The 18,578-nt window shown below is 43.2% G+C and carries 16 protein-coding genes; 5 read left to right on the forward strand and 11 right to left on the reverse strand.

Features of this window, described 5'->3' with window-relative positions:
• Window positions 1–80: 80 nt before the first annotated feature.
• Together BN8899_RS02075 and BN8899_RS02080 are read right to left on the reverse strand one after the other, a co-directional pair.
• Window positions 81–1,268, reverse strand: coding sequence for an MlaD family protein (locus tag BN8899_RS02075; protein WP_065218120.1), 1,188 nt, complete (start codon window positions 1,266–1,268; stop codon window positions 81–83).
• A gap of 17 nt (window positions 1,269–1,285) precedes the next feature.
• The gene (locus BN8899_RS02080; RefSeq protein ID WP_065218121.1) at window positions 1,286–2,479 is read right to left on the reverse strand and encodes an N-acetylmuramoyl-L-alanine amidase family protein; all 1,194 of its coding nucleotides are present in this window, start codon (window positions 2,477–2,479) and stop codon (window positions 1,286–1,288) included.
• Between the two features lie 116 nt (window positions 2,480–2,595).
• Between BN8899_RS02080 and BN8899_RS02085 the strand changes: the two genes are divergently transcribed.
• Entirely contained in the window at window positions 2,596–5,298 is a 2,703-nt protein-coding gene (locus BN8899_RS02085; RefSeq protein ID WP_231932240.1) for a putative LPS assembly protein LptD, read from the forward strand.
• 8 nt (window positions 5,299–5,306) lie between these two features.
• Here the strand turns inward: BN8899_RS02085 and rlmB are convergent, their stop codons facing one another.
• Together rlmB and BN8899_RS02095 are read right to left on the reverse strand one after the other, a co-directional pair.
• The gene (gene rlmB, locus BN8899_RS02090; protein WP_018338545.1) at window positions 5,307–6,047 is read right to left on the reverse strand and encodes a 23S rRNA (guanosine(2251)-2'-O)-methyltransferase RlmB; all 741 of its coding nucleotides are present in this window, start codon (window positions 6,045–6,047) and stop codon (window positions 5,307–5,309) included.
• Window positions 6,048–6,056: 9 nt separating this feature from the next.
• On the reverse strand, window positions 6,057–7,997 hold the full coding sequence (locus tag BN8899_RS02095) for an ABC-F family ATP-binding cassette domain-containing protein (protein ID WP_026207674.1): 1,941 nt from the start codon (window positions 7,995–7,997) through the stop codon (window positions 6,057–6,059).
• A gap of 188 nt (window positions 7,998–8,185) precedes the next feature.
• On the opposite strand from BN8899_RS02095, the gene pruA reads away from it, so the two are divergent.
• Window positions 8,186–9,817 (forward strand): L-glutamate gamma-semialdehyde dehydrogenase, encoded by a 1,632-nt coding sequence (pruA, locus tag BN8899_RS02100; protein ID WP_065218122.1) that lies wholly within the window; start codon window positions 8,186–8,188, stop codon window positions 9,815–9,817.
• 59 nt (window positions 9,818–9,876) lie between these two features.
• Here pruA and BN8899_RS02105 read toward each other — a convergent pair whose 3' ends face one another.
• Window positions 9,877–10,473 carry a master DNA invertase Mpi family serine-type recombinase gene (locus BN8899_RS02105; RefSeq protein WP_231932241.1) on the reverse strand — a complete coding sequence of 199 codons (597 nt, stop codon included), beginning with the start codon at window positions 10,471–10,473 and terminating at the stop codon, window positions 9,877–9,879.
• A gap of 341 nt (window positions 10,474–10,814) precedes the next feature.
• Between BN8899_RS02105 and BN8899_RS02110 the strand changes: the two genes are divergently transcribed.
• The gene (locus tag BN8899_RS02110; RefSeq protein ID WP_018338541.1) at window positions 10,815–11,108 is read left to right on the forward strand and encodes an HU family DNA-binding protein; all 294 of its coding nucleotides are present in this window, start codon (window positions 10,815–10,817) and stop codon (window positions 11,106–11,108) included.
• Window positions 11,109–11,167: 59 nt separating this feature from the next.
• Here the strand turns inward: BN8899_RS02110 and pyrI are convergent, their stop codons facing one another.
• From pyrI to BN8899_RS02135, 5 genes are all read right to left on the reverse strand, one after another.
• Complete coding sequence (pyrI, locus tag BN8899_RS02115) at window positions 11,168–11,626, reverse strand: aspartate carbamoyltransferase regulatory subunit (protein ID WP_026207673.1); 459 nt, start codon at window positions 11,624–11,626, stop codon at window positions 11,168–11,170.
• 17 nt (window positions 11,627–11,643) lie between these two features.
• Window positions 11,644–12,555 carry an aspartate carbamoyltransferase gene (gene pyrB / locus BN8899_RS02120; protein ID WP_026207672.1) on the reverse strand — a complete coding sequence of 304 codons (912 nt, stop codon included), beginning with the start codon at window positions 12,553–12,555 and terminating at the stop codon, window positions 11,644–11,646.
• Window positions 12,556–12,804: 249 nt separating this feature from the next.
• A complete protein-coding gene (gene coaBC, locus BN8899_RS02125) occupies window positions 12,805–14,007 on the reverse strand; it encodes a bifunctional phosphopantothenoylcysteine decarboxylase/phosphopantothenate--cysteine ligase CoaBC (RefSeq protein WP_065218124.1) in 1,203 nt (400 codons plus the stop codon).
• Window positions 14,008–14,074: 67 nt separating this feature from the next.
• Entirely contained in the window at window positions 14,075–14,425 is a 351-nt protein-coding gene (locus BN8899_RS02130) for a DNA-directed RNA polymerase subunit omega (protein WP_018338537.1), read from the reverse strand.
• 30 nt (window positions 14,426–14,455) lie between these two features.
• Window positions 14,456–15,268 (reverse strand): outer membrane protein assembly factor BamD, encoded by an 813-nt coding sequence (locus BN8899_RS02135; RefSeq protein ID WP_018338536.1) that lies wholly within the window; start codon window positions 15,266–15,268, stop codon window positions 14,456–14,458.
• A 296-nt stretch (window positions 15,269–15,564) separates the two neighbouring features.
• Between BN8899_RS02135 and BN8899_RS02140 the strand changes: the two genes are divergently transcribed.
• Both BN8899_RS02140 and BN8899_RS02145 read left to right on the forward strand, forming a co-directional pair.
• Window positions 15,565–16,815: an aminotransferase class I/II-fold pyridoxal phosphate-dependent enzyme gene (locus BN8899_RS02140; protein ID WP_065218125.1), complete on the forward strand. Its 1,251-nt coding sequence runs from the start codon at window positions 15,565–15,567 to the stop codon at window positions 16,813–16,815.
• Between the two features lie 275 nt (window positions 16,816–17,090).
• Entirely contained in the window at window positions 17,091–17,999 is a 909-nt protein-coding gene (locus BN8899_RS02145) for an Rpn family recombination-promoting nuclease/putative transposase (protein ID WP_065218126.1), read from the forward strand.
• 62 nt (window positions 18,000–18,061) lie between these two features.
• Here the strand turns inward: BN8899_RS02145 and BN8899_RS02150 are convergent, their stop codons facing one another.
• A complete protein-coding gene (locus BN8899_RS02150) occupies window positions 18,062–18,505 on the reverse strand; it encodes a LytR/AlgR family response regulator transcription factor (protein WP_065218127.1) in 444 nt (147 codons plus the stop codon).
• Window positions 18,506–18,578: the final 73 nt, after the last annotated feature.

Below are 18,578 nucleotides of genomic sequence, written 5' to 3' on the forward strand. Positions count from 1 at the left end.
TATCTTAAATTCTAAATGATCTGCTTTTATGTTAACAAAAACCAAGTTCTAAAATTTATTATTTAGAATAATTCTAATTTTCAAACGAAGTCAATTTTAACTATATAAGCATTTTTATAACGTTTGATGACATCGTCCAGCTTTCGTTGGGCTGCCTTCAATTTCTTAAAACTATCCACAATATAAAGATACTTATCTTTATACTTAACTTCTTTCAACCCAGGATTTTGAATATACAATTCAGAATCCATACTCAAGCGTTCAGATGATTCGTGTATCACGATCCCGTACTCATCCAAGCCTATTTTGCCGGAGGAAAAATCTATTAATGAAAGGTTAATGAATCGACGCGGGTTATACCTGAATTCTACTAACAACCGATTAAGATTTTCACTCACTTGATTCAAGTTATAATAAAGGTCATTATCGTTCACGAGAGCTCCTATCGTTCCCTCCCCTTTATTTATTTTAGCGAAGATAGAATCGACCCGTCCCAGTATATTATCAACACTTGTCAACATTTGGTGCAAGTTTGCCTGACGCAAAGAATCACTGATAGACGAGAAATTTCCTAATATATTAGATATTTCTTCATTATTATCCGACAGGTTAGCTGTGATACTATTTATATTCCGCAATATTTCACTCACCCGCGCTGATTCCGTCTGCATCAAGGTATCCAAATTCCCGGAAGCTCCTTCAATATTCCGTAACGTGCGATCGATACTGGCAAAACTATTATTCAAATTTTTTTTAGTTTCCTCGTTAAAAACACCCTGCACAATGACCATCACGGAGTCAAGAGAACCTAACAGCCGTTCGGCTTTCTGCTTCAGAGGCAACATCTGCCGACTCACTTGCTCCATTAACCCTTGTTCTGTTTTAGAAGTCAGCGTATCACCACTAACTGCAAAAACAGGCGAGTCACCCGGGATCAAGTCGATCACCTTAGACCCCATCAAATCGGCACTCTGGATCATCGCCAAACTATTGGAAGGTAATTCCAAGCCTTTATTGACTGAAAATTTCACAAGAACCTTGTCATACCGTTCACCTGTAAACTGAATAGAGATAACCTGCCCTACCTGATAGCCGCGGTACACAACGCCACTGGATACTTTCAATCCTTCCACGCTATTATATACCCCATAAAATATACTTTTGGATTCAAATAACGACGAACCTTTCAAAAAATTGATTCCCCAGATTAAAACAAATACTGCGACAATTGCAGTTAATGCTAGCTTAGCTTCTCTCTTCAGTTTCATGAGTATAATTTTATTCTTTACTTCTTTTGTTCTATTTTTCGTGCCTCGGTAACAGTTATCTGCTTCCCTTTATATATCGCAATAATAAAGCAATCCTTCACCACTTTCCGAATCTCCTTCTGCTTTTCTAACGCTTTTCCATAGGTAGAAGTTTTTCCCACGTAATAACGATAACGATCTACGCCCTTCAATTCTTCTACTTTTTCTTTCAGTTTCAAATACCCGAAATCCTTGATTCTGGTCTTAGACGAGGCGACTTGAACAGCGTAAAATAAGTCATTTTTATTTTGAAGCGCAACAACATTTTCCGTTTTTTTCTTCTCGGGCTCAACCGTTTTCCTCGCTTCATTCTGAGTATCAGTCCTTTTTTCTTCCGCCTTCGCGATCACTTTTTCCTCTCCCGCACCTCCTTTTATCACCACGCTATTCCGCTCTACATTATTTTTATAAGATTGAAAACCTGAAAAAATAGCCTTAGCGAGGTTCGTTTGCCCGGATTCGGAAATCAATATTTTCTGGTCACTCGGGTTCGAGATAAAACCGGTCTCGATCAACACGGCAGGCATCCCCACGTCCATCAAAACAATAAAACCAGCTTGGCGCACTTCTCGATCCGGCATTCGGGTTTTAGCTACCAATTCTTTCTGAACAGGTGCCGCGAACTCCATACTATTCTTCAAATGACTATTTTTCAAGAAATTGAACATGATATAAGATTCCGCTTTCTTGGGATTAAAACCGTCATATTTCACCGTGTAATCTTCCTCGTAATGGATTGCCTCATTCTCTTTCATGGCGACTTGAAAACTTGCTTCCGATTTATGCAACCCCAACACGTATGTCTCTACCCCACGCACCGTAGATTTAGCAAATTTATTCACGTGAATGGATATAAACAATTGTGCTTTAGCTTTATTCGCGATTCGTCCCCGTTCGCGCAAATCTACCGCCACATCCTTCGTGCGCGTATATACCACTTTTATATTGGGATAGGCATCTTTTATCATCTTGCCTAATTTCAAGGCTATTGCCAATGTAATATCCTTTTCTTTCAGACGCCCGCTTATAGCTCCCGGATCTTTTCCCCCGTGCCCCGCGTCGATGCAAATACAAGTAATTTTACCCAATGCGTCTTGTGCTTCGAGTGTTCTTATACCCCCTAACAGAAAGATAACCAACAGAAAACCTATAAACTTGCACTGATTTATCATGTATTTAAAACTTTTTAAAAAGAATCATGACCATTAACAACCATTATTTCTTACATTTGCAAAGCAAAAATGCTATATGCGTCATGCAATATTAGTCACAAAAATAATATATTAAATTGCAAATTAGATTATATACAGGGCTTTTTATTAAGAAATGTATCATTTTAACGGTGATCGCCCTGCCGATAATACTATCATCCAACGGTCTTGCCTCCGAGATTATTTTCGGAGAAAGATATGCTACATCTACCAGTGACACAACTAAACCGTCTTCGGACAGGTTACCGCTCCTCGCTCTCGATACAACGGGACAACCTGGGGATAGCATTCGCATCGTGTATGACTCGACGGGCATGCCTATCGACACGATCCGAAATGATACCACCCGACCGAAACCGTTATTCAGTGATTTAATCACTTACAACGCCGACGATTCTGTCAAATTTTCCATCGGTGGCAAGAAAGTATTCTTGTACGGCAACGGATTTGTGAAATACCTCACGAGCGAGCTCAAGGCAGACTATATCGTGCTGGACATGGAGAAAAAAGAAGCCTATGCCACCGGGGCTCCCGATTCCGTGGGAGAACTAAAAGGCACACCCAAATTCAAGGACGGGGCTCAGGAATTTGAGGGAAAAGAATTGAGGTACAATTTTGACTCCAAGAAAGGACTTATTTCAGAGATCATCACGCAGGAAGGGGAAGGATACGTGCAGGGGCAAACCACGAAAAAGATGAGTGACTCCGTATATTGCGTGGTACATGGTTCATACACCACGTGCGACGACCACGACCACCCTCACTTCCGGTTACGGATGAACCGGGCAAAGATGATTAAAGACAAAAGAATATTCGTGGGATTCACTTACCTCGAGTTAGAAGACGTTCCTTTACCTATATTTATACCGTTCGGCTTCTTCCCGATTTCCAAGAAAGGGACTTCCGGTATTATCATGCCAACGTACGGGGAAGAGCGAATGAGAGGGTTCAACCTGAGAGGGGGGGGGTATTATCTCTACGTCAATGACTATATTGACATGACTTTTACGGGTGATATATACACGAATGGATCATGGGGGTTACAATACTCGACAACATACAGGAAACGATATAAATTCAACGGGCAATTCAGTGCCTCGATGAGTAAAAACCACGTGAGTGAAAAAGGTTTACCCGACTACCAGGAATCTTCCGACTGGGCTGTTCGTTGGACGCACAGCCAAGACGGGAAAGCCAATCCTTATAGTTCTTTCTCTGCTTCTGTGGATATGTCTTCCGCCAGAAACAACTACTACAACGCGAATAATATAAACGATATTGCCAATCAACGAAAGCAATCCAGTATATCCTGGAGCAAAAAATGGCCGGAAAGCCCGTTCAGTTTAAGTGGATCATTCAGCCATAGCCAAAACAGTCAGGATTCATCCATTTCTGTCACACTTCCAAATCTTAGCCTACGTATGTCACAAATCTACCCTTTCCGCAAAAAAGACAAGGTAGGGGAAATGAAATGGTACGATAACATCGGTATATCCTACTCGGCAGAATTGCGCAACAACATTCAAACCAAAGAAGATAAATTATTCAAATCATCTTTTGAAAGAGATTGGGACAACGGATTCAAACACAACATTCCGCTCAGTTTATCATTCAAAATTGCACAAGACGTAACCTTTACCCCTTCGTTAAATTATAACGGATACCTTAATACTAAAACGATCGAGAAAATATGGATACCGGACACCAGCAGCGCTGGGGGACAAATTGTCAAAAGAGTTGTACCGGGCATGAACTATTCACACGACTATTCAGCTAGTGCATCCATCGGTTACACGCCGACCATTTACGGTATGTTCCTATTCAAACCGGGGTCCAAAGTGGCGGCAATCCGCCATATGATCCGTCCGTCCATTACGGCATCCTATACTCCAGCATTAAAACCCCTTGGCAAATACACGAAAACGTATTTCAACGGAGAAGAATTTGTAGAATATGCCATCCACGAGGGCTTGCCTTATACTCCGAAAACAACGGTCGGCAAACAATCCGGAAGTATCAGCTTCAGCTTGGATAACAACGTTGAAATGAAAGTCCGGAACGATAACGATACCACGGGAGACGAACAATTCAAGAAAGTCAAACTACTGGAAAGTTTCCGTATAAATGTTTCTTATAATCCTTTCGCGGATAGTATGAGATTCTCCACGATCGGACTGAGTGCCCGTACAAAAGTACTTAACAATAAAGTCGACCTGAACTTTTCCGGTACATTAGACCCTTATGCAGTGGACGGGGAAGGGCGTAAAATCAACAAATACCATGGAGGAATCGGACGTTTGACCAATGCCACGATCTCTAGTAATTTCAGTTTTTCCGGGGGACAAAACGATAAAAATAAAGATAAGAAAAAAGAAGAGGAGAAGGATATGACCGGAGGATATTTTGACGATTACATGGACTTTAATGTTCCTTGGGATTTAAGTATCAGTTATAATCTTAACTACTCGAAGACTTACTCCAAACAAAGCCCGAAAGGGAAAGGAGATATCCGGCAAATATTAAACTTCTCCGGTAATCTTTCACTAACTCCGAAATGGAAAATCGGTTTTCAATCGGGATTCGATTTCAAAGCCAAGGAAGTGACCTCAACTAGTTTCAATATCACGCGGGATCTGCACTGTTGGGAAATGACCTTCAATTGTATGCCGTTCGGTCAGCACCAATCCTTTAACTTCGAGATACACGTGCGTTCCTCCATGTTAAGAGATTTGAAACTGACCAAACGGGAATCCTTCACGGACAGAGTTCGGGGATTCTAATCCTCAATTCATGACCGTTGACGTACGGCTTCATACATTAATATTGCTGCTGCAGCAGAAACATTCAACGATTCGATTTTACCGAATTGAGGTATTTTGATTTGTTCGTCTGCCAAGGCTAACAATTCCTCGTCAATACCGGTATCCTCGGAACCCATGATGAACATACAACCGTCTTTCATATTGACTTGCGTGTAGAACTTCTCGGCTTTCTCCGTGGCAGCGAATAAGGTCAATCCGCGCCGTTTCAATTCCTTGATCGTCTTCTTCAAGTTTTTCTCGCGGCATACAGGTAAATGATATAACGCCCCCGCGGATGTTTTGATCGCATCGGAAGATATTTTAGCTGAATTCTTATTCGGGATCAATATCGCATTCACGCCGGCACATTCGGCAGTACGGGCTATCCCTCCCAAGTTGCGCACATCCGTGATCCGGTCTAATATCAACACGAGCGGATTCTTCCCTTCTGCGACTACTTTATCGATCACCTCATTTATATCCTGGTAAGGAATCGGGGAAATCTCAGCCAGCACCCCTTGGTGATTACGTCCGGCAAACGGTTTAAACACCTCTTCCGGGACATACTGGAACGGGATTTGACGTTCACGCACCACCGCAAATAACTGCTGGAATAACTCACCCTTTATTCCTTGACGGAACATCACTTTATCGATTTCTTTCTCATCCTGTATCGCCTCCATCACGGTACGAATACCGAAAATACATTCTTGTTTAAACTTTGCCATCTTTATAATTTATATTTTAGCTTTTAAATTTTCCAATCGTTCGTTTTCCTCTTCCCACTCCCCCATACACGCTTCCAAGCGCTTCTTCGCATCATCATATGCTTTCAGCAACTCATCATTTATCGTTCCTGTTGCCATTTTCTCCTCGGCATCCGCAATGGTTTGTTCCCAATCGGCAATCTCGGTTTCCAACTTCTCAATCCTCACCTCCGACCGCTTAATTTCCTTATTCCATTGTTTACGCTCCTCGAAAGCAACCTTATTCTCTGAAACGGCTTCTTCTTCCACAGCCTTCTCCTGCTGCACCTTCCGGGGATGCATTTGCTCGTATTCCCGGAAACATTCCAACTTTTTCGCTTCCAGAAAATGAGTCACCCCACCCAAGTACTCCTTTATATTCTTATTGGTAAACTCGTACACTTTATCTGCCAATCCAATCAGGAAGTCACGGTCATGTGAAACGACAATCACTGTCCCCTCGAACTTTTTCAACGCGTCTTTCAATATATCTTTCGTGCGCATATCCAAATGGTTGGTCGGCTCGTCAAGAATCAACACGTTATAAGGCTCCAACAACAAGCGCACCATGGCAAGCCGAGTCCGCTCTCCCCCGGAAAGCACTTTCACTTTCTTATCGACATCCTCCCCGGAGAACAAAAAAGCACCCAGTATATCCCGTATCTTTTTCCGAATCTCCCCAACAGCCACCTGATCCACCGTGTCAAGTACACTCAACGTCGGATCAAGTAAATCCGCCTGATTCTGCGCAAAGTACCCGATATTCACGTTATGTCCAATCTTCAACGCTCCCTCGTAAGGAATCTGATCCATAATCATTTTCACCAGAGTCGTCTTTCCTTCCCCGTTCTTTCCCACGAAAGCCACCTTTTCCCCTCTCAGCACATCCAAATTCACCTCGTGCAGCACCACGTGGTCGCCGTATGCTTTAGTCAAATCACGACCACTCACCACGACATCACCCGATCGCACCGCCGGTTGGAAACGCACGTTAATCCGAGCCGAATCCTCCTGCTCGACCTCTATCCGGTCAATCTTTTCCAACTGCTTGATCCGTGATTGCACTTGCACCGCTTTCGTCGCCTTGTAACGGAAGCGTTCGATAAAATCTTCCGTATCTTTAATCTGCTTTTGCTGGTTCTCGTAAGCACGCAATTGTTGTTCGATGCGCTCCTTCCTCAACTCGATAAATTTCGTGTACGACACCTTATAATCATAAATCTTGCTCAATGAAATCTCCACCGTACGGCTCGTGATATTATCCAAAAAAGCCCTGTCGTGGGAAACAAGCACCACAGCCCCCGGGTATCCCTGCAAGAACGACTCCAACCAGGATATAGACTCAATATCCAAATGGTTCGTGGGCTCATCTAATAAAAACACATCCGGACGAGCCAACAATATCTTCGCCAACTCGATGCGCATACGCCATCCCCCGCTGAACTCCTCGCAACGGCGATCCAAATCCTCTTGACGGAAACCCAACCCCTTCAACACGACCTCAACTTCCCCGTTCATATTATCGGCACCCCGCATACGCAACAATTCGGTCTTTTCGTTCAATCTATCAATCAACGCCATGTAACCGTCCGACTCGTAATCCGTCCGTTCAGCCAACTCTGTGTGCAATCTCTCTACCTCTTGTTGCAATCCCAACACATCATTGAAAGCCGTTTCTGCCTCTTCCCGCACGGTTTTCCCTTCGGCATACACTTTCGTCTGGGGTAAATAACCGATCTTCAAACCGGAAGGCACCGACACGCTTCCCTCGGAAGGTTCCTGCACCCCAGCAAGAATCTTCAACAGAGTGGATTTTCCCGCCCCATTCCGTCCGGTCAAACCAATTCTATCCCTCTTGTTCACCAGAAATGAGATGGAATCCAACAACGCATAATCCCCGAATAAAACACTTACATTATTAACTGAAATCATTACAATAACTTGAAAATTGAAACCTTCCGTATTTAACGGATGCAAATATACGAAACTTATTTTGATTGCACTAAACTACTAAATTTGCATTTAAAATCGAAAAAACTAACAAATGTCATGTTTGTTCCATGAAATAATTTTGTATATTTGGAAAATCTTGAAAAATACTAACTACAAAAAAATAAAATATGTCCAAAGGAGTATTCAAATTACCTAACATTACCAATGAACCCATCAAAAGTTATGCTCCGGGTTCGCCGGAAAGAAAAGAATTGAAGTCACAAATCAATGCGTTGCGTGCCACGGTTATTGACCTTCCCATGATTATCGGAGGAAAAGAAGTCCGCACCGACAAATTAATGGATATACGTCCGCCGCACGACCATCACCACTTGCTGGGACACTACCATCAAGGAGATGCAAGCCACGTGAAAATGGCTATCGACGCTGCGATGAAAGCAAAACCGGAATGGGAAAAAATGAGCTGGGAAAGCCGTGCCGCAATCTTCCTGAAAGCTGCCGACCTTTTGGCTGGTCCATATCGTCAACGGATGAACGCCGTTACCATGTTAGGACAATCTAAAAATGCTTTCCAAGCAGAAATTGACTGTGTCGCCGAGTTAGCAGACTTCTTCCGTTTCAACGTGAAGAATATGTACGAAATATATCATATGCAACCGAATTCAGCCCCGGGCATCTGGAACCGTACGGTTTGGCGCCCATTGGAAGGGTTCGTTTTCGCATTGACTCCATTCAACTTTACCTCTATTGCCGGTAACCTTCCGGGAGCTCCGGCACTAATGGGTAATGTATGCGTGTGGAAGCCTTCAAAAACAGCTGTTTATTCCGCGCATCTAATCATGGAAATCTTGAAAGAAGCCGGATTACCTGACGGTGTTATCAATCTGGTGTACTGTTCCGGACCAACGGCTTCTGAGGTAATCTTCTCGCACAGAGAATTTGCAGGTATTCACTTCACCGGTTCCACCCAAGTATTCAATGACATTTGGGCTACCATCGTGAAGAATATCGATAAATACCGGAGTTACCCGAGAATCGTGGGTGAAACCGGAGGTAAAGACTATATCTTCGCCGACCCGACAGCCTGCCCGAAAGAAGTCGCTACCGCTATCGTGCGGGGTGCTTTCGAGTACCAGGGACAAAAATGTTCTGCCGCTTCACGGGCTTACATTCCATCCAACATCTGGCCGGAAGTTGAAAGCTACGTGCAAAAAGACTTGGCAGCTATTAAAGTTGGAGGAGTAGAAGACTTCACGAATTTCGTGAATGCCGTGATCGACGAAGCTTCTTTCGTTAAGTTAGCCAATGCTATCGACGAGGCAAACAAATCTGCAGACGCCGAAGTTATCGCGGGAGGACACTACGACATGAGTGCCGGATATTTCATCCAACCAACCATCATCCAAGCCTTCAAACCAGATTATATCACCATGCGTGAAGAATTATTCGGACCGATCCTTACGGTTTATGTTTATGATCCCGAGAAAGTAGACGAAACTCTGGATATCCTGGACAAAAACTCGACTTACGCTCTCACCGGGGCGATCTTCTCGAAAGACCGTGCCAATATCGAGCGGATGACTGAACGTCTGACACATACAGCCGGGAACTTCTACATCAACGACAAACCCACGGGCGCCGTGGTTGACCAACAACCCTTCGGTGGCGGTCGCGCATCCGGCACAAACGACAAAGCAGGTACCATCTTCAATCTGCTACGCTGGGTATCCCCGCAAGCAATCAAAGAAACATTTGTACCGGCTACGAATTACATGTATCCGAATTTCTTGGAAGAATAATAAAAGTTTACAGTTGTAAAACCAAAAGGGCTGTCCATTGGGCAGTCCTTTTCATTTCCCTAAAATAACGGGTGTTTCCGGTTTACCGTGTAGAAAGTTTCCCGCGACACCTTAAACATCCGGCAAATAGCCGCAATAGAAACACCTTCTTGCAACAGTCGATTGATCTCTTCCTTATTCTCTAATAAAATTTGTTGTTTTCCTCCCCCGAGAGGACGCCCCAATCGAACCCCTTCCGACTTTCGATGCGCCAGAGCTTCCTTCGTCCTCATAGAAATCAAATTATGCTCAATCTCTGCCACCAACGCGAAAGCGAAGGCGAGTACCTTACTGTTTATACTGTTATCAAAGGCATAACCGTCCTTCGTGCTATAAATGACGATTTCCTTCTCTAAACAACGATGCAAAATAGACATGATATTCAACAATGTCCTACTCAACCGCGACAATTCCGTCACGATTAACACATCTCCTTTTTTCAAACTTTTCAATAATTTCCCGAGCTTACGGTCATGCTCATGCTTCTTCCCACTTACCACTTCCGTCACCCACCTATCGATCTTCAAATGTTTCCGAGTTGCGAATCTTTGTATTTCTTCTCTTTGATTTTCGATATGTTGCTTTCCCGTACTGACTCTCAAATAACCTATTATCATAACTATAACATTTACCATACAAATAAGAACCTCCGGACAAAGGATCACAATTTTATAGCCACAAATCACAGTCGTCAAATGCGAAGCCAAACAGCTGTCAACAAAAACGTTCGTTAAATTGGACACCCTTTTGAGCGTGAGTAACAGGCGTTTTAACTATTCTTTCTAATTACCTAACGATTTCTATCTAACTTTTTTACTAACGATTGATTTTGTTTTTTCAAAAATTGGTATATTTGTCTGTGTAAATGAACGTTTATCCTGACAAATAGTTGCCGGAATAACGTTAAATCACTCAAAATAAAAAATTGGAACTCAAACACGTGCATTAGAATTTAATTATGAACAAAAGAGAATTAGCTAAGAAAGTTGCGGAGAAATGTGGTCAAAGTCAAGTGGTTTCCGCTCTTGTCATCAACACATTTCTCTCCTGCATACTGGAATCTCTGGAAGCGGGAGAAAAAATCACGATTCAGGATTTCGGCACCCTGAGCGTGAAACAACAGAAGAAAAGAGAACGCTTCAATCTGGCTACCCACCAAGTAGAAACCTACTTGCCTTACGAGTATATCAAATTTACAGCCAGTAAATCAGTGAGATTAAAACAAAAGGAAAAAGCTGAAAAAAAAGGATGAAAAAAAATTGGGCTGCCAACTTTAGACAGCCCAATTCAAAATCATCACGAGAATATATCTTAGATAATCACAATATGTTCCTGATCTGTCAGCTTCTCGCAGTAGTGACATTTCAACACGATCGGAGAACTACCAACCACGTCAAATTTCGTGCGCACTTTCTGGTTATTCGTGATACATTTCGGATTCACGCATTTAGCGATACCCTCCACGTGCTTCGGCACCATTACCGCTTTCTTCTCCGCAACTTCAAAGTCTTTTATAATATTAATTTTAGCCGTCGGGGCTACCAACGCTAATTTATTCACCTCGTCATCTTTCAGGAATTTATCCCAAATCTTGATAATCGCCTTCTTACCCAGCTTGCTACTTACCAGATTATACCCGAAAGTAACCGTGTTTTCCAAACTTTGGATTCCCAACACGTTGATCACGTCAAATAACTTATCAGCAGGAATGTGGTCTATTACCGTACCGTTTTCCACGGCGCTCACCTGTAATTCTTTTTTTGCTGCCATATCTTTTTCTCCTTTAATTACCATTTTAAATCTAATGCTTTGAAAATAATTGCCTGACGGGTGTACACACCGTTCAACGCTTGCTGGAAGTAGTATGCCTTCTTGTTATCATCCACATCCTCGTCGATCTCGTTCACGCGAGGTAGCGGGTGGAGGATACGCATTGTATCTTTCGTGCCTGCCAGCATGGAATTCTTGAGGATATACACGTTCTTCACTTTCTCGTACTCCAGCGGGTCCGCGAAACGCTCGCGTTGTACACGGGTCATGTAAAGAATATCGGCATCGTTGATTACATCATCCAACTCCGTATGCTCGTAATAAGGGATATGCAATTCATCCAAGAACAACTTGTAAGCCTGCGGCATTTCCAACTCCTTCGGGGAGATAAAGTGGAATGTCGGGTTGAAGTGGCTCATGGCTTGTAGCAAAGAGTGAACCGTACGACCGTACTTCAAATCCCCTACCATAAAGATATTCAAATTCTCAAGCGTCCCTTGCGTCTTGTAAATGGAATACAAGTCAAGCATCGTCTGCGTCGGGTGTTGGTTCGCCCCATCTCCGGCATTAATCACCGGTACACTGGCAACCTCGCTGGCAAAACGGGCAGCCCCTTCCAGCGGATGGCGCATCACGATCAAGTCGCAGTAGTTATCCACCATCTTGGTTGTATCTTTCAAAGATTCACCTTTTGTCGTACTGGAAGACGAGGCATCGGAGAATCCGACAATACGTCCCCCCATTCTACTAATCGCGGTTTCAAAACTCAATCGCGTACGGGTAGATGGCTCAAAAAACAGTGATGCAACCACCTTCCCTGCCAGCAGGTTGCAATTTGGGTTTTTCTCGAATTCAGAAGCAATCTTCAATACTTCCAAAATTTCCTCTTTCGAGTAGTCGGTAATGGATACTAAGCTACGTTTATTCATATTGCTACATATTAAGTGTTTATGTTCTTTATCATCCATATAAAAAAAAACCAACAATGTCAACTAACGACAATGTTGGTTTTTCTGTATCTCGTAATAACAACGATCATGCTTTTGCCTAAACTGGAGGCAGACTAACAATTTTCGCCGAATATTTTGATGTTCTATCTTCATATCGGAATACAAAATTAGAGATAATTTCTATCCGAACAAAGCGATTTTCATTTATTTTTTTCAAAATATTTTTCTCTACCGGCTAAGTAATTGAATACTATCCACAATATCTTTCGCAACCTCCACCTTCGTCTTCAACTCGTAAATCATCTTCTCTCCTTCCCGGTTCAAGATCGTTACCTTATTAGTATCACCCCCAAAACCGGCACCTTTATCATTTAAACTATTCAGCACGATCATATCCAGATTCTTCCGTTGCATTTTAGATCGGGCATTATTTTCCTCGTCATTCGTTTCCAGGGCAAACCCTACCAGCAACTGCGAATCCTTCTTCATTTGACCTAGCTCCGCCGCAATATCTTTCGTCGGCATCAATTCCAGCATCAAATCCTCCTTCTCCCGCTTGATCTTACGGTCAGCCTTTTCCTTCGGGGTAAAATCAGCAACCGCCGCACTCAGTATCGCCAAGTCACAACCGGGAAATTCCCTCACGGCAACTTCACACATCTGCGACGCCGCCTCCACGTCCACCCGATGAATAGCGGGATGATTCGTTTTCAAGTTTACAGGACCACAAATAAGCAGCACTTCCGCCCCGCGTTCCGCCAACTCTTCCGCTAAGGCGATCCCCATCTTACCGGAAGAATAATTCCCGATAAAACGCACAGGATCAATCTTCTCGTAAGTAGGACCGGCAGTAATCAATACTTTTTTTCCTCCGAAATCTTCCTGCTGTTGGAAATGCCTTTTCAAAAATTCGACAATCTTTTCTGGCTCTTCCATTCTCCCCTTCCCGATTAGCCCACTGGCAAGCTCTCCGCTTTCCGGTTCGATAATGATATTCCCGAATGACCGCAATATTTCCAGGTTCCGCTGTGTTGCCGGATGCTTATACATATCCAAATCCATCGCCGGGGCAACCATCACCGGGCATTTCGCCGAGAGATATGTCGTCAGCAACAAATTATCGGCGATCCCGTTCGCCATCTTTCCAATCGTGTTGGCAGAAGCGGGTGCCAGCAGGTAGAGGTCTGCCCACAATCCCAAATCGACATGAGAATTCCAATCCCCGTTCTCCGGGTTGTAAAAATCCACCATGATCGGGCTCTTGGACAGCGTAGCCATAGTCAATGGAGTGATAAACTCTTTTGCCAGTGGTGTCATAACCACCTTTACCGTTGCCCCCTCTTTCACGAGCAGGCGAGTCAGTGTTGCCGCCTTGTAAGCCGCGATACTACCCGTAACCCCCAGTATTATATGTTTTCCTTTCAGCATCATGCAATCAAAACTAAAAAACCTGAAAGCATAGCACTCTCAGGTATATTATTCATTCAAAAATTCGGATTTATTCCTCGTCCGTGCTATTTGCATCCTTCTCTTTGGATGAAGTGCGGAAATAAATATCTCCGTCCTCGAATTCCTGGGTAGCAATTAACACTGGCTTGGGCAAACGCTCGTAATACTTGGAAATCTCGATCTGCTCGCGATTTTCAAATATCTCTTCCAAATTATCCGCGTAAGAGGCAAACTCTTGAAGCTTCCTGCTTAACTCCTCTTTCATCTCAACCGAAATCTGATTAGCTCTCTTACCGATTACCGCTACAGCCTCGTAAATATTATCAGCTTTACTTGCCAATATAGCCGGATTCCGGGTAATAGTATTATTCGGCGCTTTAACTTTCTTAAAATCTACCATGGTTAATTTGAATATTATTATTTTATCTGGTTAATCATCCTCTTGGTCAACATCATACGTCTTCAAGAACTCGTTGATGTCCTCGTATTTTTTTGCCATCTCCTTGGCATAACGGCTTTCCGGGTACTCTTCCTCGAAATAGTAATACTCCTCTTTTGCCGCATTATAACGTTCATATTTTTTGTCCTCGACACTATTTACAGCCATCTCATACTTGGAGTTGAACAACATATACATGATCTCCTCGCGATATTTCGTACCGGGGTAATCTTTCAAACAGTTCTCCAAACTCACGACAGCTGACTTATATTTTGCCCTAAGGTAATAATTCTTGGCACTTAAATAATCCTTGTAAGACAACTTATCCCGCATCTCGTCCATGTAAGCATTGATTTGCTCTTTTTTGGAACTACTCGGGTAGCGACTCAAATACAAATTGAAATTCTCTATCGCGTTCATCGTCGTGGTTTGATCCAGACGAGCTTTCGGCGACGCCTTATAATTACAATAACCGATCATATAAAGACACTCCTCTGCATAGGAACTTTCCGGGTACTGAGCCACGAAATTCTTGAACAATTCAGCCGCAATCTCGTAATCTTTCTGGTTAAAACTACAGAATGCGCGATAATAAGCCACGCTTTGCGCCTTAGAAGTCCCGCGGAAAACCTGCCGGATTCCATCGAAAAGATTGGAAGCCTTCGTGTATTCCCCGTTACGATAGTATTCCACGGCTTTTGTATACATCTGTTGGCTATCACCACTTTTCAGAAGTTTCTGGTATTCGCCACAGGAACTCATCAAAATTATAACAAGCAGAAATCCTATAAAATTCTTCATCATAAAGAGCCTTTTTTGCATCACGCAAAGATAAATGAATAAAATCAATCTACAAAATAATTTACGATTTATGATTCGCGATTTATGAATTCCCTGCCCGAAATGCACTTTTGATTTTACCCAATCTTAAATCGTCAATCATAAATTGTAAATTTCAAATTCAGACTAAGTATTTAAACGTATTTCCTTCCCCAGAACCACAAGTTTTTGACAGAACTTATTTGGAATACATTTTTTTAGTTACCTTTGTTTCCATATTTAGAAAAACAAGAATTAAGAATTTCAAAATATTATCGAAAGTGGACATTTTTGAAAGAGTACGAAATCAGAAGGGAAACATTGGTCAATACGCCAAACAAGCTCATGGCTATTTCTCTTTCCCGAAATTAGAGGGTGAAATTGGCCCTCGTATGAAATTCCGTGGCAAGGAAGTTTTAAACTGGAGTCTAAACAATTATATCGGTCTTGCTAACGATCCGGAAGTACGGAAAGCAGATGCCGAGGCTGCCGCAAAATACGGAATGGCATACCCGATGGGTGCCCGTATGATGAGCGGACAGACTTCCCGCCACGAGTACTTGGAATCTCAGTTAGCTGAGTTCGTGGGTAAACCGGACGCGTTCCTGTTGAACTTCGGTTATCAAGGTATGGTTTCCATCATCGATGCCATGAGCAGCCGTCACGATTGCATCGTGTATGATGCAGAAGATCACGCTTGTATCATGGACGGTCTTCGCTTATCTCCGGCAAAAAGATACGTGTATCTACACAACGATATGGAGAGCCTCCGCAAACAACTGGAAAGAGCTACCAAATGGGTAGAAAACACCGGAGGCGGTATCTTGGTCGTAACCGAAGGTCTGTTCGGTATGGCCGGTGACCTCGGAAAATTAGACGAGATCGTTGCCATGAAAAAAGACTTCAATTTCCGTTTACTCGTGGACGACGCTCACGGCTTCGGAACCATGGGACCCCATGGAGCCGGAACAGGCGACCATTTCGGGGTTATGGACGGGATTGACCTTTACTTCGCTACTTTCGCCAAAGCGATGGCAGGTATCGGGGCATTTATCGCCTGCGATGAAGACATCTGTATGTATTTAAGATACAATATGCGTTCCCAGACTTTCGCGAAATCACTCCCGATGCCTATGGTAGAAGGTGCGATCAAACGATTGGAGTTATTGAGAACCAAACCGGAATTACGCGAAAAATTATGGACTATCGTTCGTGCCCTGCAAGCCGGGTTGAAAGCTGACGGATTGAACATCGGTGCAACCAACTCCCCCGTGACTCCTGTTTACCTGTCCGGTAGCGTTGCCGAGGGAACTCAAGTTGCCATGGATTTAAGAGAGAACTACAATCTGTTCTGCTCCATCGTGGTTTATCCGGTGATCCCGAAAGGACAATTACTGCTCCGTTTGATTCCGACCGCCATGCACACGCTGGAAGACGTGGATTACACGGTAAAAGCATTTAAAAACGTGGCTCAAAAATTAGCTAACGGCGAATATAGCAAAGACGTGGTAGTCGATGCCAACGCTCTATAAGGTTTGCCACAAAGCCATTAAAAATAACACTATCAACCCCGGAAATCGTTATCGAACTTCCGGGGTTAATTTCATTATTCATGTTAATCCTCTACCTGTCCCCAGCGAAAAACAAGGATAAAATTTATGCCATCCCCAACTTTATTGGATTTCACATTTTTTTGACAATTTTCATTTACATGCAGACGACATTTGAATTGCACGCAATACAATTGTAAAACTCGATTTTAATCGTTAATTTTGTGTTGATTGAAAACAAATAAACAAACAATGCCATGAAATACTTGAATCCCAAAGCAGACTTGACATTCAAACGCGTATTCGGGGAACATCCCGACCTGGTGATGAGTTTACTCAACGCCCTGCTTCCCCTCGCTCCAGGGCAAGAGATCACCGCAATCGAGTATTTACCTGCCGAAATGGTACCCGACAACCCTTGGAAAAAAAACAGCATCGTCGACGTGCGGTGTAAGGATAAACTCGGAAGACAATTCATCGTCGAGATGCAAATGATATGGTCTCCGGAATTCAAGTATAGAGTCTTGTTCAACGCTTCCAAAGCGTACGTCAGACAAATTGGGAACGGGGAAAATTATCATTTGCTACAACCTGTATACTCTCTCAACCTCGTCAACGAGATTTTCGAGCCGGAGATGAAAGACTACTACCATCACTATAAGCTCGTACACGACAAAGATTCCGACAAGATCATCGACGGTTTGCAACTCGTGTTCGTGGAACTTCCCAAGTTCACCCCACACACCTACGCCGAGAAGAAAATGCAAGTGCTTTGGTTACGCTACCTCACCGAAATTGACGAGCACACGATTTCCGTCCCGGAGGAATTACTCTCGAATCCCGAAGTAAACAAGGCTGTCAAAGCCATTGAAGAAGCCGCATTCTCCCCCGCACAACTCCTCGGCTACGAAAAATTCTGGGACATCATCAGTACTGAAAAAACCCTATTTTACAGTGCCGAACAAAGAGGCTTGGCCAGCGGGATGAAAAAAGGAATGGAAGAAGGTATCAAAGAAGGTATCAAAGAAGGTATCAAAGAAGGTTTCAAAGAAGGTTTCAAAAAAGGTGAAATAAAAGTTGCCCGTAACATGAAATCATTCGGTATGTCTCCGGAATCCATAGCCCAAATAACCGGACTGTCCCAGGAAGACATCGAGGCTTTGTAATTTTATCTTTTTCTTCTCAAAAACCTGCCCGGGAGGTTGTCTCTCGGGACTGTTATACATGTTTATTTATTATTTTTCACGACTTTAGATTTATACAATCCTTTCACCTTACCTAAAAATCGAAAACGAGAATGTAAGTCTTCCTTGTAAGCAGAACTTACCGGGAAATCCTGCTTGCCGATATAGAGCGTGTTCCCGACCAGACGATCCACAAGTTCCAGACAGACAGCGTAACTACGGTGAACTCGGGCAAATTGTTCGGGGGGAAGCACTTCCAGCACCTTTTTCAACGGGTGAACCACGATGATTTTAGAACCATCTTTAAAATGAATAAAACAATAATCACCATCTGCTTGCAACCAGGCGATTCTCGAGCACAAGACCATCCGGTACGCATCGTCGTACCAGACGAAAAACCGATCGTTTAAATAACGATCACTTACCACTACGGCATTACCTGCCGGGAGGCTATTTTCCATTTCTTCATCATTTTGTTTCTGTTCCATAATATTTCAATATTATGTCCCGTGAAACAAGCCTCCCGGCAGGTATTTCATATTTATGAATAAATCTAAAAAA

The organism is Butyricimonas sp. Marseille-P2440 (genome assembly GCF_900091675.1).
Classification (GTDB): Bacteria; Bacteroidota; Bacteroidia; order Bacteroidales; family Marinifilaceae; genus Butyricimonas; species Butyricimonas synergistica.

Bases quoted from the DNA above. Each gene is read 5' to 3' on its own strand.
- BN8899_RS02075 (WP_065218120.1), bottom strand. From the start codon at position 1,268: ATGAAACTGAAGAGAGAAGCTAAGCTAGCATTAACTGCAATTGTCGCA.
- BN8899_RS02080 (WP_065218121.1), bottom strand. From the start codon at position 2,479: ATGATAAATCAGTGCAAGTTTATAGGTTTTCTGTTGGTTATCTTTCTG.
- rlmB (WP_018338545.1), bottom strand. From the start codon at position 6,047: ATGGCAAAGTTTAAACAAGAATGTATTTTCGGTATTCGTACCGTGATG.
- BN8899_RS02095 (WP_026207674.1), bottom strand. From the start codon at position 7,997: ATGATTTCAGTTAATAATGTAAGTGTTTTATTCGGGGATTATGCGTTG.
- pruA (WP_065218122.1), top strand. From the start codon at position 8,186: ATGTCCAAAGGAGTATTCAAATTACCTAACATTACCAATGAACCCATC.
- BN8899_RS02105 (WP_231932241.1), bottom strand. From the start codon at position 10,473: ATGATAATAGGTTATTTGAGAGTCAGTACGGGAAAGCAACATATCGAA.
- BN8899_RS02110 (WP_018338541.1), top strand. From the start codon at position 10,815: ATGAACAAAAGAGAATTAGCTAAGAAAGTTGCGGAGAAATGTGGTCAA.
- pyrI (WP_026207673.1), bottom strand. From the start codon at position 11,626: ATGGCAGCAAAAAAAGAATTACAGGTGAGCGCCGTGGAAAACGGTACG.
- pyrB (WP_026207672.1), bottom strand. From the start codon at position 12,555: ATGAATAAACGTAGCTTAGTATCCATTACCGACTACTCGAAAGAGGAA.
- coaBC (WP_065218124.1), bottom strand. From the start codon at position 14,007: ATGATGCTGAAAGGAAAACATATAATACTGGGGGTTACGGGTAGTATC.
- BN8899_RS02130 (WP_018338537.1), bottom strand. From the start codon at position 14,425: ATGGTAGATTTTAAGAAAGTTAAAGCGCCGAATAATACTATTACCCGG.
- BN8899_RS02135 (WP_018338536.1), bottom strand. From the start codon at position 15,268: ATGATGAAGAATTTTATAGGATTTCTGCTTGTTATAATTTTGATGAGT.
- BN8899_RS02145 (WP_065218126.1), top strand. From the start codon at position 17,091: ATGAAATACTTGAATCCCAAAGCAGACTTGACATTCAAACGCGTATTC.
- BN8899_RS02150 (WP_065218127.1), bottom strand. From the start codon at position 18,505: ATGGAACAGAAACAAAATGATGAAGAAATGGAAAATAGCCTCCCGGCA.